At 64.6% G+C, this 14,438-nt stretch carries 14 protein-coding genes; 9 read left to right on the forward strand and 5 right to left on the reverse strand.

Going from position 1 to position 14,438, the window contains the following annotated elements:
* Nucleotides 1-241: 241 nt before the first annotated feature.
* The 8 genes from AB6804_RS19060 to AB6804_RS19095 all read left to right on the forward strand — a co-directional run bounded on the left by AB6804_RS19060 (nucleotide 242) and on the right by AB6804_RS19095 (nucleotide 7,864).
* A complete protein-coding gene (locus AB6804_RS19060; protein ID WP_370887760.1) occupies nucleotides 242-1,726 on the forward strand; it encodes a PAS domain-containing sensor histidine kinase in 1,485 nt (494 codons plus the stop codon).
* A complete protein-coding gene (locus AB6804_RS19065; protein WP_370887761.1) occupies nucleotides 1,711-3,081 on the forward strand; it encodes a sigma-54-dependent transcriptional regulator in 1,371 nt (456 codons plus the stop codon). Before AB6804_RS19060 ends, AB6804_RS19065 begins: the two co-directional genes overlap by 16 nt.
* Before the next feature lie 147 nt (nucleotides 3,082-3,228).
* Complete coding sequence (locus AB6804_RS19070; RefSeq protein WP_370887762.1) at nucleotides 3,229-3,957, forward strand: hypothetical protein; 729 nt, start codon at nucleotides 3,229-3,231, stop codon at nucleotides 3,955-3,957.
* 49 nt (nucleotides 3,958-4,006) lie between these two features.
* Nucleotides 4,007-4,558, forward strand: coding sequence for a hypothetical protein (locus AB6804_RS19075; protein ID WP_370887763.1), 552 nt, complete (start codon nucleotides 4,007-4,009; stop codon nucleotides 4,556-4,558).
* Between the two features lie 109 nt (nucleotides 4,559-4,667).
* Nucleotides 4,668-4,898 carry a hypothetical protein gene (locus AB6804_RS19080; protein ID WP_370887764.1) on the forward strand — a complete coding sequence of 77 codons (231 nt, stop codon included), beginning with the start codon at nucleotides 4,668-4,670 and terminating at the stop codon, nucleotides 4,896-4,898.
* Nucleotides 4,899-4,901: 3 nt separating this feature from the next.
* Nucleotides 4,902-6,146 carry an MFS transporter gene (locus AB6804_RS19085; RefSeq protein WP_370887765.1) on the forward strand — a complete coding sequence of 415 codons (1,245 nt, stop codon included), beginning with the start codon at nucleotides 4,902-4,904 and terminating at the stop codon, nucleotides 6,144-6,146.
* The gene (locus AB6804_RS19090; RefSeq protein ID WP_370887766.1) at nucleotides 6,143-7,396 is read left to right on the forward strand and encodes an arsenic transporter; all 1,254 of its coding nucleotides are present in this window, start codon (nucleotides 6,143-6,145) and stop codon (nucleotides 7,394-7,396) included. Before AB6804_RS19085 ends, AB6804_RS19090 begins: the two co-directional genes overlap by 4 nt.
* A gap of 21 nt (nucleotides 7,397-7,417) precedes the next feature.
* Nucleotides 7,418-7,864 (forward strand): DMT family transporter, encoded by a 447-nt coding sequence (locus AB6804_RS19095; protein ID WP_370887767.1) that lies wholly within the window; start codon nucleotides 7,418-7,420, stop codon nucleotides 7,862-7,864.
* A 202-nt stretch (nucleotides 7,865-8,066) separates the two neighbouring features.
* On the opposite strand, the gene AB6804_RS19100 is transcribed toward AB6804_RS19095, so the two are convergent.
* The 4 genes from AB6804_RS19100 to fae form a co-directional block, all read right to left on the reverse strand.
* The gene (locus tag AB6804_RS19100; RefSeq protein ID WP_370887768.1) at nucleotides 8,067-9,446 is read right to left on the reverse strand and encodes an MFS transporter; all 1,380 of its coding nucleotides are present in this window, start codon (nucleotides 9,444-9,446) and stop codon (nucleotides 8,067-8,069) included.
* An 85-nt stretch (nucleotides 9,447-9,531) separates the two neighbouring features.
* A complete protein-coding gene (locus AB6804_RS19105) occupies nucleotides 9,532-10,971 on the reverse strand; it encodes an NAD-dependent succinate-semialdehyde dehydrogenase (protein ID WP_370887769.1) in 1,440 nt (479 codons plus the stop codon).
* Nucleotides 10,968-12,005 carry an aldo/keto reductase gene (locus AB6804_RS19110; RefSeq protein ID WP_370887770.1) on the reverse strand — a complete coding sequence of 346 codons (1,038 nt, stop codon included), beginning with the start codon at nucleotides 12,003-12,005 and terminating at the stop codon, nucleotides 10,968-10,970. Before AB6804_RS19110 ends, AB6804_RS19105 begins: the two co-directional genes overlap by 4 nt.
* Nucleotides 12,006-12,015: 10 nt before the next feature.
* Nucleotides 12,016-12,528: a formaldehyde-activating enzyme gene (gene fae, locus AB6804_RS19115; protein ID WP_370887771.1), complete on the reverse strand. Its 513-nt coding sequence runs from the start codon at nucleotides 12,526-12,528 to the stop codon at nucleotides 12,016-12,018.
* A 299-nt stretch (nucleotides 12,529-12,827) separates the two neighbouring features.
* On the opposite strand from fae, the gene AB6804_RS19120 reads away from it, so the two are divergent.
* The gene (locus AB6804_RS19120; protein WP_370887772.1) at nucleotides 12,828-13,490 is read left to right on the forward strand and encodes a hypothetical protein; all 663 of its coding nucleotides are present in this window, start codon (nucleotides 12,828-12,830) and stop codon (nucleotides 13,488-13,490) included.
* Nucleotides 13,491-13,568: 78 nt separating this feature from the next.
* Here AB6804_RS19120 and AB6804_RS19125 read toward each other — a convergent pair whose 3' ends face one another.
* Complete coding sequence (locus AB6804_RS19125; RefSeq protein WP_035960047.1) at nucleotides 13,569-14,429, reverse strand: ABC transporter permease; 861 nt, start codon at nucleotides 14,427-14,429, stop codon at nucleotides 13,569-13,571.
* Nucleotides 14,430-14,438 lie beyond the last annotated feature (9 nt).

Below are 14,438 nucleotides of genomic sequence, written 5' to 3' on the forward strand. Positions count from 1 at the left end.
AGCGGAACGTATCAGGCTCGACCGGCAGTCGGGCATCCTTGCGTCGAGTGCTACTTCGCCGCAGTTGTAACCGAGTCACTCGATTGACGGATCAAGCCACGTAGGAGCCGTTGAGCTTGTCGAGTTCGGCGTCAATGACGCCAGCTCAGAGAGAAACTCGTTGAGCCCGGCTTGGGTGCGCGGGTGCTTGGCAGAGGATTTGCTTCACAGTCCGCCACCTCCGTTCGCTCATGAACCTTTCATGCCGAGACCGTCGTTTTCCACTCAGCTTCTCACGCTGTGGATTCTCATCGCTGTGCTCTGCGGCCTGCTGAGTGTCGCGGTATGGCTCATGTTGTCGTCGGCGCTGAGTGAACGCGTCGTCGCCGCGAAGCAGCAAGCGGCAGCCGCCTGCACGGCCGTTGCCTCGCGCTACGACTTGTCGATGCAGCGCTCGAGCGAAACCAATGTCGACTTGATGCACGCCGTGCTCGATCTCGTGCTGATCCAGACCGAAGGCATCGAAGGCGGCTTCTGGACCAGCGAGCCAACGTCGAAGGCGCTGAACGGTTTTATCGCGTACGCGTTTCCTACCTATGGGGGCAGCGGCGTCAAACGCGACATCCCTGAAGCCGAGACGCCGCTCATTTTGCGTGCGCTACGAAGCGCATCGAGCAGCGGGCAGTTGCAGGCCGATATCGTGTCGAGCGGAACGGACGCCGTGCTCGCGGTAGCCTGTCCCGTGCCGCGTCACGCGGACCTGCTCGCATGGACGCTCACGCGCGCGCGCCCTCCGCTCGGACCGTACGGCGAGCGCGCCACGGCCATTCTTGCGAGCGTGCTCGCCGTCATCGTCGTGCTCGCGCTGTTTCTGGCGCTGACGCTCAAGCGATGGAAACACAACCTCACGCAGCTTGAACATGCGCTCGCGCCCGACGGTGAATTCGAGCAGGGCAAGCGGCTGCACCGCATCGGCGAGCGCGATCTGGACCAGATCGTCGATGCGCTCAATCGCTATGGCGAGCGGGCCGAGCGGCTCAAGCGCGATGCCGACGCACTGAACCGGCAACTCGCGCAGGCAGAGCGGTTCGGCACGTTGGGAAAGATGGCGGCACAAATCGCGCATGAGATCCGCAATCCGGCGGGCGCGATGCGACTAAAGGCCGAAAACGCGCTGGCAGGCGACGGCGCACGCCGGGAAGCCGCCTTGAGGACGATCATCCAGCAAGTGGGACGCATCGAATTGCAGGTATCGAGCCTGCTTGCACTGACGCAATCGGTGACGGTCCACGCACGCGAGCTCGACCTGCCCGCGTGGCTCGACGATATTGTTCACACGCATGAGTCGCGGGCCGAAAGCAGGAATGTCGCACTCGGCGTGGAAGTCGCGCCGCACTCGACGCAGCCGGTATTCGATCCCGCTCAGCTTGCGCGCGCGCTCGACAACCTTCTCGTGAACGCGCTAACGCACACGCCGTCAGGCGGAACGGTGACGGTGCGGGCGTACGGCGGGGTAGCGGAAGAAGGCGAACGGCTCAGGCTCGAAGTCATCGATAATGGTCCCGGCGTGAGCCCGGCGGAGCGAGAACGGATTTTCGAGCCGTTCGTGACGGGCCGCCCCGACGGATCGGGCCTCGGTCTCGCCGTCGTGCGTGAGATTGCGTCGGCGCATGGCGGCCGCGCTTATCTCGCGGAAGATTCGAACATGACGCGCTTTGTCATCGACTTGCCATGGCGACCATCCTGATCATCGACGACGACGACGCTTTTCGCGAAGGTCTCGCGGAAACGGTGCAAGACCTCGGCTATTCACCGTCCGGAGCACGTTCGGGTGATGAAGCGTTCGAGCACTTGCGCGGGCGTTCTGCGCCCGACTGTATCTTTCTCGACTTCCGCTTGCCGGGCGCGGACGGGCTCGCGGTGCTGGAAACGCTGCGCAAGACGCCAGGCCTGCAGACCGTACCGGTCGTGATGCTCACCGCACACGCGACGAGCGACAACACCATTGGCGCGATGCGGCTCGGCGCGTTCGAGCATCTCACCAAGCCGGTCGGACGCGAGGAGATCGCCGCGTTGCTCGAGCGCATTCTGTCGGCGCAGCGCGACACCCCCGCCGCTCGCGGGTTCGCCGACGAGGCCACGTCGCGTGAGCCGCAACTACTCGGCGCGAGCGAGGCCATGCGCGAGGTGCAGAAGCGCCTTGGCCGCGCGGCTGGCGGCAATTCGACCGTGCTCATCACGGGCGAAACGGGAACCGGAAAGGAAATCGCGGCGCGGGTGCTGCATCGCGCGTCGGCACGTGCAAGCGGTCCGTTCGTCGCGGTGAACTGCGCGGCCATTCCCGACGATCTATTGGAAAGCGAACTCTTCGGGCACGGCAAGGGTGCGTTCACGGGCGCGCAGGCCGACAGGCGAGGGCGAGTCGAAGAAGCGCATGGCGGCACGCTGTTTCTCGATGAAGTCGGCGACATGCCGCTCTCCATGCAAGCGAAGCTGCTGCGCGTGCTTCAGGAGCGGCAAGTCACGCCCCTCGGCACGAACCGGATCGTGACCGTCGATGTGCGGGTGGTCGCCGCCACGCATCGCGATCTCGCCTCGATGGTCGAAGCGGGCACGTTTCGGCAGGACTTGCTGTTTCGTCTCAACGTGATTCCGCTGCACATGCCCCCGCTGCGCGAGCGAGTGGCGGACATCCTGCCGCTTGCGGAGCACTTCCTCGCGAGCGCATCGTCCGATGTTGTACGCAAACATCTTTCGGCCGATGCGCAGCGCCTGCTCGCCACGTTCACCTGGCCGGGCAATGTCCGCGAGCTTGCCAACGCGATAGAACGGGCCAGCGCGCTCGCCACGGGACAGGTGCTGACGCGCGATGACTTCGCGTTTCCGACCGCAACGCCAGACAGTGCGAATGACGCCATTCCCCTAGCACTGCTCGAACTTCCCCTGCCGCAAGCGGTGGCGCAACTGGAGCGTGCGCTGATCGTTCATGCGCTTTCGGCATCAGGCGGCAATCGCACCGAAGCGGCGCGGCGGCTCGGCATCAGCCGGCAGTCGCTCTACACGCGCATGGCGGCGCAGGGCATGTCCGAGGCTTCCGCATGAGGCTGAAACCGTCAAGGAACCGGACAGGTGCTGTCGGCTGTCTTGACACCGTCACGCCTGTTCATCACGTAACCCGTTGAGCCGTCGGCGTTTCCCGAATGGCATAGCCCTTGCAGATGACTCCTCGCTACGCGAAAGGAGTGAATCATGCAATCGACTCGATGCCCCAGCTTGCGAATTGCCGTGCTCGCGGCCTTGCTCACGGCGAGCGCCGGCTGCGCAGCACAATCCGCTGTAACGCCGACACCGCCTCCCGTCGCGGCCGATGCTCCACCGCCGCCGGGCGTCGATGCGCGTCCGCTTGCCGAAGCGGCTTCGATCACGACGACGCAGGGCACCGTCGCGCGCTTCCTGACCAATCCGGATGGCGATGTCGACGGTTTCATGACCGACGACGGAACCTTCGTGCGCTTTCCTCCGCATATGGGCACGCAACTGACTTCGGCACTTCGCCGTGGTGACCTCGTACAGGTGAATGGCATGCGCGAGGAAGGAGGCAGCTTCGCTGCGCAACGCATCACCGATACACGAACGGGCCGGCAAGTGGTCGACGAGCCGCCGATGCGCGGCCGGCCACCGTTGCCACGCACCGCGCGCGGAGCGGGTCTCTCGAGCCTGAGCGCGCAAGGACAGGTGGCCCATGTCACCACGGCGCCGCGCGGCGAACCCGACGGCGTGATCCTGGCTGACGGCACCGTCATCAAACTTACGCCACCCGTGGCTCAACAGTTCGCGACGTTGGTACGGACGGGCGCGACGGTATCGGCGCAAGGCTACGGCACGCGTAATCAATATGGCACCGCGCTTCAGGCGACCGCGTTCGGCTCTCCGGGCAACCTGACTCCGCTCTACGACCGCAACGCGCCGATGCGTTGAGGCAACGCCATCGAGAGTTTCAAGCTCACACTCATTAAGGACAATTGAAATGCATTGGATCGATCCCAGCAGCCTTCCCGAAACGCGCGGCAAGGTCACGCGTTTTCTATTGAACCCGCACGGTGAAATCGACGGCCTCGTCATCGGCGCGCGTCAGGTTCACTTTCCGCCGCATCTTTCGAAACAACTGGCGCGTCATGTCGCACCTGGCGATGCAGTGCGCGTGCGCGGCGTCAAGCCTCGCGACGCAGACATCATCGCCGCCGTTTCGCTGACGACCGCACGCGGCGTTCTGATTCTCGACGAAGGTCCGCATCACAACGGCGAGAAGCACCAAAAGCCGCACGTCGAACGCAAAGCCATGGACGCATCCGGCGAAGTGGTGCTTTCGCTCTTCGGCCCGAAAGGCGAATTGCGCGGGGCGCTGCTGGACGACGGCACCTCGCTGCGTATGCCGCCTCATGCCGCAGCGGAGCTGGCCGCGTATCTGAGTCCGGGCGCGCACGTGCACGCGTGGGGTCACGGCGTGAAGAACCGGCACGGGCGCACGATCGAGGTAGATGAAATAGCCGAACTCATCGACGCGCCGCAGGCGGCCTGACAAGGCTGCATCTCATCTAGGGAGCGCGTGTCATGTTGAGCTGGGTGCTCTTCGGAGATCGTCATGCGTCGAACGACGGCCGCTACCAGCGTCTCGCCATCCGACGTCGATGACCCAGCTAGCCAATCGCCACCTGTCCGACCGCTTGACGGTGACGGCTCTCACGGCGGACGGACGAAGTGCCAAAGAATCGATCTGGCTTCACGCAGCGGGCCACGCGGACGAACACCTCGAACGCCACTCGGCGCCCGGCACCGATGCGCACGCGGTGAAACCCGGGGCGGAGCACGGCATCGTCGGCTCGCAGCCTGGGCCCAACAAGAACGAACGCCATGGGTGAACCATGAATCCTCGATACGCACTCGAAGGACTGAATTTTTTCATGGCCGATGTGCAGGCAGGCATCGGGCCGTTCCTCGGCGTCTTTCTGCAGGCGCATGGCTGGCATCCCGGGGCGATCGGCACGGTCATGACGTTGGGCGGTATCGCGGGGATGCTCGCAACGTCTCCGGCGGGGGCTATGGTCGATGCCACCCATCACAAGCGCGGCATTATCGTCATCGCGGGGGTGATGACGACGTTGGCGCCGCTCGTGTTGTGGGTGTCGCATGGTTACTGGATGGTGGCTGCGTCGCAGATATTCACTGCCGTGACGGGGGCCGCGCTGGGTCCGGCCGTGGCCGGCGTGACGCTGGGCATCGTTCGCGAACAGGGCTTCGATCGGCAATTCGGCCGTAATCAGGTGGCCAATCACGCGGGCAACGTGGTCGGGGCCGCGCTCTCGGGCTGGCTCGGATGGCGCTATGGATTCGGCGCGGTCTTCGTGCTCGTCGGCGTATTCGGCTGCTTGACCGTCGTCTCGACGCTGCTCATCCGGCGCGACGCGATCGATCACGACAGCGCACGCGGCCTCGGCGGACCGGCGTCGGGTAAGCCGAATCACGAGCATGAGCAGGCGAGCGGGTTTCGTGTCTTGCTGACCTGCCAGCCATTGATGCTTCTTGCCGCGTCGCTTGCGCTGTTTCATTTGGGCAATGCGGCGATGCTGGCGCTTTACGGCCTCGCGGTCGTCGCGGCGCATCAGGGCGATCCGAGCGCCTTTACCGCCCAGACCATCGTGGTCGCGCAGCTCGTGATGGTCGTCGCGGCGTGTGTTGCGAACCGGCTGATTCGGCGGATTGGTTACTGGGGCGTCATCCTGATCACTTTCCTCGCGCTGCCGCTACGCGGATTGCTCGCCGCAATGTTCATCACCGCGTGGGGCGTATGGCCGGTTCAGGCGCTGGACGGCATCGGCGCGGGCTTGCAGAGCGTCGCGGTGCCCGCGCTGGTGGTGCGGCTGCTGCAAGGCACGGGACGGGTGAACGTGGGGCAAGGCGTCGTCATGACCGTGCAAGGCGCGGGCGCTGCGCTGAGTCCTGCGCTGGGTGGCGTGCTCGCCCAGCATTTCGGATACGCGAGTGCTTTTCTCGTGCTGGGCGCCGTCTCGACCGGATCGCTCGCGCTGTGGCTGCTGTTCTGCACCGCCCTCAAAAAAGCGTGCGGCCTTCGCCGCGACGTCACTAACGATGCGCCTCTGGCAACATGAATCCAATTTTTCTCTCGTGGGGCATTGCGCTCGCCGCCACTGCCGGCGTCATCCTGCGGCCTTTCCGCTGGCCCGAAGCGATCTGGGCCGTCGCCGGCGCACTCGTGCTCGTCGCGCTCGGCCTACTTCCAGCCAAGCTCGCCTGGCAGGCGGTGGGCAAGGGCACGGATGTCTATCTCTTTCTCATCGGCATGATGTTGCTCTCGGAGCTGGGACGTCGCGAAGGCCTGTTCGACTGGGTCGCGGTGCATGCCGTCAACTACGCAAAGGGATCGCCTCGCAAGCTCTTTACGCTGGTGTATCTCGTGGGCGTCGTGGTGACGACTTTTCTGTCGAACGACGCAGCCGCCGTCGTCCTCACGCCCGCGGTGTTCGCCGCCGCCAGAAAAGCGAAGACGAAGCCGCTTCCGTTGCTCTACGTATGTGCGTTCATCGCCAATGCGGCGAGCTTCGTCCTGCCGATTTCGAACCCCGCGAACCTCGTGCTCTATGCAAACCACACGCCGGCGCTCGGTCGCTGGGTCGCGCGTTTTGCCTTGCCGTCGGTGCTGTCGATTGTCGCCACGTTCGTCATGTTGCGCTGGACCCAGCGTGCGGATCTGGGCGGTGCGTGCGCGCGCGACCTGCCTGTGGAAAGACTGAGCACGAACGGCAAGGTCACGCTGGCGAGCATGGGCGTGACGGCGGTCGCGCTGCTCGTCGTCTCGGCCTTCGATTTGCAACTCGGTCTGCCCACGGCGATTCTCGGCATCCTTACGGCGCTGGTCGTGTTGGTCAAGGAGCGTCAGTCACCCGTGAAGCTCGTCAGCGAAATATCGTGGAGCGTATTGCCGCTCGTCGCGGGCCTCTTCGTACTGGTCGAGGTGCTCGATCATACGGGCGTCATACACGAACTCTCGGCGCTTCTGGCGCTGGCAACTCAACAGAATCAGCCGATGGCGGCGGCGGCGTCCGGTCTCGTCATCGCTTTCGGAAGCAACGCGATCAACAACCTGCCTGCCGGACTCATCGCGAGTGCGACGGCCTTGCAGGCGCACAGTCCGGAGCGCGTCATCGACGCTCTGCTAATCGGCGTGGACCTCGGCCCGAATCTTTCCATCACCGGCTCGCTCGCGACCATTCTCTGGCTCTCGTCGATTCGACGCGAAGGCGAGGAAGTCGGCTTCATGCAGTTCCTGAAAGTCGGCATTGTCGTCATGCTTCCCGCGCTGGTTCTCGCGCTCGGCAGCCGACTCCTTGCCGGACACTGACACGCACGCACGGAGACCAGAATGAGCAGCGCATGGATTTATCCCTTCATCATCTTGGGCGGCGTCCTCCAGGCTGCGGGCGCTCCGATCAATGGCGAACTCAAAGGCGCGCTGGTCAATCCGTGGCTCGCGTCGAGCGTGTCGTTTCTTCTCGTCACGTTTCTCGCCATCACCTTGTTCTGGATTCAGCCGACCCCGTTGCCGACACTCGATGACCTGCGCAGCATGAAATGGTGGGCGCCGCTCGGAGGCATCGTCGGTGCGGTCGCGGTGTTCGCGGGACTGACGCTCGTGCAGAAAGTGGGCGTTGGCGCGCTCAATGGGCTGACCATCTGCGCCAACCTGGTTGCATCGGTTGCTATCGACCATTTCGGTTTGATCGGCGTAGCCGGGCATCCCCTGAGTTGGCTGCGCGCGCTCGGCACGGTGTTGATGGTGGCGGGCGTCGCGCTGGTCATGCGATTCTGAGTGTCGAGCCGTGAACAGCCCTGCGGATAGCGTCAACGCCACCCCTTGCTCGACTGGCGAGTCGTAGTGCTCGTGGCGTTGGCACTCTCGCATCGGCGACGTCCGTTCGCCTGTCATCGCCTGTTGCCGATGCGATCCGGCGACTGCGCCGACTCCTGTCGATGACGAGAACCTCGCCGCGCCCGCCAACGCCGCGCGCTAATCACCCCCCACTAGCCTCCCTCAACGTGAGATCCTTGGTCTCCGGCGCCCACGCAATGGACACCACCATCCCCACTAGAAGCACCCCCGCGAGCGCAAGCATCGTCATCTGAATGCCCGCCTGTGCGATGCCGATCGGCAGCAGAAACGTCCCAATCGCCGATCCGAGCCGGCTCGACGCAATCGCCAGTCCGACGCCGCACGCGCGCGCCTCGGTCGGAAAGCACTCGGGCGGAAACACGCCGACGAGATTCGAGAACGCCGACATCGTGAGCGTGAAGACGCCGAACGCGACGATCATCGCCATAGTCGCCGATGACGGCAGCACTGCCAGGGCGAGCAGCGAAACGCACGTGATCGCGAACGATCCGATCAAAAAGCCGCGTCGCGAAAGCCTGATCGTCAGCCAGATGCCGATCACCGCGCCCAGCACGAGAAAGCCGTTGAGCAGCAAGTCGGCGCGCCAGCCTCCGTCGAGATGGATCGCAGACAGAATGCTCGGCAGAAACGTGTAGATCGCGAAGTACGGAATCACGAGACACACGAAGAACGCGCAATTAAATATGGTGCGGCGGATCAAGTCCGGCTGGAACAGGCGCGCGAAGCCGCCCGCAGGCGCGAAGTGCTCGCCGTTGTCCGCTTCGAGCGCGACGTTCTCGCCGAAGTGCTTGCGCACGATGCGATGCGCTTCCTCCGCACGTCCCTGTCCGAGCAGCCAGCGCGGCGACTCCGGCGTGCCGACGCGCAGCACCAGCACGAGCAGCGCGGGAACGCCCGCCGACGCGAGCAGCCATCGCCACGCATCCGGCGATGCGTCCGCGTAATGCATGCCGACGACGTTCGCGATGACATAGCCGATCGTCCAGATGACGCTGAACGATCCGAGCAGCGTGCCGCGATGCCTGCGCGGCGAGAACTCCGCGAGAATCGCGTGGCCCACGGCGAAGTCGCCGCCCATGCCGAAGCCGATCAGCACGCGCAGCGCGACCAGCATCGCGGGCGTCGTCGCATAGAACTGCGCGAAAGCCGCCGCTGTGATGATGACGAAGCTGAGCAAGAAAATCTTCTGCCGCCCGAGCTTGTCGGACAGCCAGCCGAACACGAGGCTGCCGAGAAAGATGCCGATCAGCGCCGATGAACCGAGCAGGCCGATCCAGAAGGCATCGAGCGGAATCTGGCGGTTCAGCGACGCGAGCGCATAGCTGATGGTGCCGAGCGCGTAGCCTTCGGTGAAGTGCGCGCCGAAGGTCAGGCCCGCGATCTTCACGTGGAAACGGTTGAGCGGAACGTCGTCGAGCATGACGCGCTGCATCGGCGTGCGGGCTGGCGCAGCCCCGTGCGGCGCGAACGCCCTCGGGTCGCTCAGGCTTTGGGTGTCCATAGGTATCTCCTCCACTTTGTTCTCGAAGCGGCGCATCGCGCACCAAAGGCGACCGATGCGCCGCGCGTGGACCGCGCAGGCGCGCTCAGCGGCCGAGGCCGGCCATCATCGTGTACTTGAGCTCGGTGTATTCATCGAGTCCGTACTTCGATCCTTCGCGGCCCAATCCCGAATGCTTCACGCCGCCGAAGGGCGCAACTTCCGTCGAGATGATTCCTTCGTTGATGCCGACCATGCCGGTTTCCAGCGCATCCGCGACGCGCCAGGCGCGGCCCAGATCGCGCGTGTAAAAGTACGCGGCCAGGCCGTAGGGCGTGTCGTTCGCGACGCGGATCACGTCCTCTTCGCTAGCGAAGCGGAAGCACGCCGCGACCGGCCCGAAGGTCTCTTCATCGGCGATCAGCATGGAAGGCGTGGCGTCGGCCAGCACGGTCGGCTCGTAGAACGTGCCGCCGAGCGCATGCGGCTTGCCGCCCGTCAGCACCTTCGCGCCTTTGTGCAGGGCATCGTCGACGTGCGCGCGCACCTTCTTCAACGCGGCCTCGTTGATGAGCGGTCCCTGCTCGAACGCGCCCAGCAGCCCGTTTCCGACGCGCAGCTTCTGCACGGCCCGCGTGAGCGCCTGCGTGAACGCGTCGTAGACGCCGTCCTGCACGTAGAAGCGATTGACGCACACGCACGTCTGCCCGGTGTTGCGAAACTTCGATGCGATCGCGCCTTCCACCGCCGCATCGATATCCGCGTCATCGAAGACGATGAACGGCGCGTTGCCGCCCAGTTCCAGCGAGAGCTTCTTGAGCGTATCCGCCGACTGCCTGGCAAGCAGCTTGCCGACGCGCGTCGAGCCGGTAAAGGAGAGCTTGCGCACGTCGTCCGATTGCGTGAGCGTCGCGCCGATGGCCGTGGCGTCGCCGGAAACGATGTTGAACACGCCCGGCGGGATGCCCGCTTCCTCCGCCAGCACCGCGAGCGCGAACGCGGAAAGCGGCGTCTCTTCCGATGGCTTCAGCACCATCGTGCAGCCCGCCGCGAGCGCGGGACCGGCTTTGCGCGTGATCATCGCGAGCGGAAAATTCCACGGCGTGATGGCCGCGACGACGCCAACCGGCTCCCGCGTCACGATGATCTTCGAGTTGGGCTTCGGGCTCGGGATCACGTCGCCATACGCGCGCTTCGCTTCCTCCGCGAACCACTCGAAGAAGCTCGCGGCGTAGGCGACTTCGCCGAACGCTTCGACAAGCGGCTTGCCCTGCTCGCCGGTGAGCAGCGTGCCGAGCGCCTCACGATGCGCGACCATTAGTTCGCCCCAGCGCTTCACGCGCGCACCGCGTTCCTTCGCGGTCAACGCGCGCCAGGCGGGAAGGGCTTTCCTTGCGGCGTCGATGGCAAGCTGCGTTTCCTTCTCGCCGCCGCGAGCGACGTTCGCGATCACTTCGCCCGTCGCCGGATTGCAGACGGCGTAGGTCTCGGCGCTCGCGCTCCATTGGCCGTCGATGTAATGACTCGTTCGTAACAGATCAATCATGCCGCACGCTCCAGCTTGTCCGCGAACACGCCTTGCGCCGCACGCGGCTCACGCGCAATGCGCTTGCCCGCCGTGTAGTCGTTGATGAGATCGCAGGGCGTGTAGTTGCGGTCGAGTTCGTGAAGCTCGTCGGCGTCGAGTTTCGTGTCGAGCGCGGCGAGCGCGCTGTCGAATTGCGCGGCGGTATCCGCGCCGACCAGCATGCTCGAAACGCCGGGGCGGGAAAGCACCCACGCCTGTGCGATCTGCGCGGGCGGCAGGCCACGCCGCGCCGCGACACGCGCGACCGACGCGGCAATCGCGAGCGACGCCGGATCGGCATACATTTGCGCGGTGAAGAAGTCGGTCTGATTGCGGGTGGACTTCGCATCACACGTGAGCAGGCCGCGGGCGAGCGGACTGAACACCGACACGCCCACGCCCTGATCGATGCAATACGGAATCATCTCGCGCTCTTCTTCGCGGTACGCGGCGTTCAACTGCAATTGCATGTTGATGGGCTTGTGCCAGCCGTGGCGCTCGCAAGCCTGCATGATCTTCGCGAACTGCCAGGTACACATCGTCGATACGCCGATATACCGCGCCTTGCCCGCGCGGACGATATCGTCGAGCGCGTGCATCGTTTCTTCGACGGGCGTGTTCACATCGAAGAAATGCAGCATGTAAATATCGACGTAATCCATGTCGAGACGCTTCAGCGACGCGTCGATGCCGTCCATGATGTGCTTGCGCGAATGGCCGCCCGCGTTGGGCGTGCTCGCCATGTCATAGCCGACTTTCGTCGTCACGACGATATCCTCGCGGCGCACGAGCCGCTTGAGAATGCGGCCGACGACTTCTTCGCCGGCACCCGTCGAATAGAAATCGGCGAGGTCGATGAAGTTGACGCCCGCATCGAGCGCGTGCCTGACGATCGGCTCGCTCTGTGCTTCATCGAAAATCCACGGCTTCCATTGCGGCGTGCCCATGTTCATCGTGCCGAGACACAGGCGCGAAACCTTGAGGCCGGACTGGCCGAGGCGCACGTATTCCATGTCGGTCTCCTTACTTTTTCTTGGGCGTGTAGAACGGGTTCGACACCTCGCGTGCGGCGGCGAACACGGCTTCCTTGCGAGGCAGACCTTCCATCGCCGCGACGATCGCGTTCTTGCACGCGCGATAGTTGTTCGCGAACACGGCGTCGAGATCGTCGGTCTTCGGATTGACCCAGTTCGCCGTCACGACGACCCAGTCGTTCTCCGCTTCGGGCGGCAGCGTGCCGTTTTCGAGCGATTCGGCCACCGCCTTCGCGATGCCCGCCTGCGATGCGCCCCACGTGGCGTTGCCGTGGAAGTCGCCTTCGATCTGCGCCTTGTTCACATAGAGCGTGAGCGGCTTGGTCGGCACGCCCGGCTGCGCGATGACGACGAACGGCGCATGTCCCGCCGAGGGTGTCGCGAGCGCGGTGGCGAATGCCTGACCGGCGGGACCGCTGCGCGGCCCGACCAGTACGTTGATATGGGCGAGATTGACGCCCGGCCCTTCGAAGCCTTCACCGATAAAAAGATTCTTCTGCATGAACTCATTCCTCTGTCGATTCCGCCTGATAGGTGGATGCGGCCATTCTGCGGCGGCGTTCGACAGCCAAGGAATCGACGATTTGTCAGCGCGGGTGTGAGATGCGATCAACTCCGGTGCGACCCGTAAGGGCTTCTCCCCGGTCTGATTCGGAGATCTCCGATGCGCCTAAGCATTTCTTAAGAATTCATTGCTGAGAATCGATAGCTGCCCGCTCGAGGCGCACATCGTCTAAAGAACACCGAAAGGAGCGCCGCCATGCCGCATGAAATCGCCGTGTCACTGGGACCGAATGCGTGATGCACGGCTCGGTCCCCCTGCCGCTGGAACTCGCGGACAACGTGGCCTGGCATTTCCACGATCTCGCCAAGTCCCGCACCGTCGACCGGCCGCCCGCCGAGGGCGAAGTCGGCCTGTGGCTCATCACGAGCGAGTTTCGCTTCGCGTCAGCCTCGAATATCGGAAGCTGGCTGAGCGTCGCGGAGCGCAAGCGGGCGCGGCTCTATCCGAACTCGGCGATTGGCCGCCGCTTCGGCGTCGCGCGGGCGACACTGCGGCTCGTCGTATCGCAGATGTTCGGCTGCCGCCCTCAGGAAGTGCGCGTGGAAGATGCGCCCGATGAGCGCATCGTCGTGAAGGACGCGGTCGGGGAGCGCAGCGTGGGCGTCGACGTGTCGTACTCGGGCATCTGGATCGTGATGGCGGTGGCGTCGGCCGATGTCGGAATCGGCCTCAGTGTCGACGCGCCCGGCGCTCAGGGCGCGCAGATCGCGCTGGTCGAAGCGGCGCATATCGCCAGGCAAAGAGCGGGGCGCGGGAAGGGCGCTGCATCGTCGACGTGGCATGGTCTCGTGCTGCCGATGCCCGGCGAGCTGCGCGGCGTCGTCGCGGTCGATCGGCCGCTGTCGGAGGTCCACGCGTTCGGCTGGGAAAAGCAGATCAAAGCGAATACGGACGTCTGATCCGCCGCGCCAAAGCAAAAACCCCATGCGCCGCGCATGGGGTTTTGCGTTTCAATCAGGACAGAATTGGCCGGCGAATCAGGCCGCAGCAGGCCGCCACTTCAACAATCTTTGCTCCACCGCCGTCAGCAGATAGTCCGCCGCCAGCGCGACGACGGCCAGCACGATCATTGCCGCGAACACGCCGCTTGCGTTGAACGCGCCTTGCGCCGTGGAAATCAGCAGCCCGATGCCCTGTTTCGATCCGAGGAATTCGCCGACCACCGCGCCGACGAGCGCAAAGCCGAAGCTCACGTGCAGGCTGGCGAGAATCCACGACAGCGCCGACGGAATGACTACCGAAGTCGTCACTTGCCGCCGCGACGCGCCGAGAATCTGCGCATTCGCGATCATGTAGCGGTCGGCTTCCCGCACGCCCTGAAACGCATTGGCGAACACGACAAAGAACACCATCACGACCGCGAGGGCGACCTTCGACGCCATGCCGAGCCCGAGCGCGATGACGAACACCGAGCCGAGCACCACGCGCGGAATCGAATTCGCAATCTTGATGTAGATGCTGAACACATCCGACAGCAGCTTGTTGCGCCCGAGCACGATGCCGCAAAACACGCCCGCCACCGAGCCGATGATGAAGCCGAGCCCGGTCTCTTCGAGCGTGACCCAGACTTGCGTGAGCAACGGCCCTTGCGACGTGCCCTCGACGAACCATTCGACGATCTGCTCATAGATCGCGGAAGGCATCGAGAAGAAGAACGGGTCGATCCAGTGCAGGCGAGCGGACAGTTCCCAGCCGCCGAGCACGATGACCAGCACCGCGATGCGCAGCCCGATCACGAGCGCATGACGTTGCCGGATGCGCCGTTGCGCCTCGCGTTCGACTTGCGCGAGCGCGCCGGCGTCGATGCCCGCGGGCATCGTCTGTTGAGGTGTTGACATGTTCGATGT

The sequence above is a fragment of the Caballeronia sp. RCC_10 genome (assembly GCF_041360715.1).
Taxonomy (GTDB): domain Bacteria; phylum Pseudomonadota; class Gammaproteobacteria; order Burkholderiales; family Burkholderiaceae; genus Caballeronia; species Caballeronia grimmiae.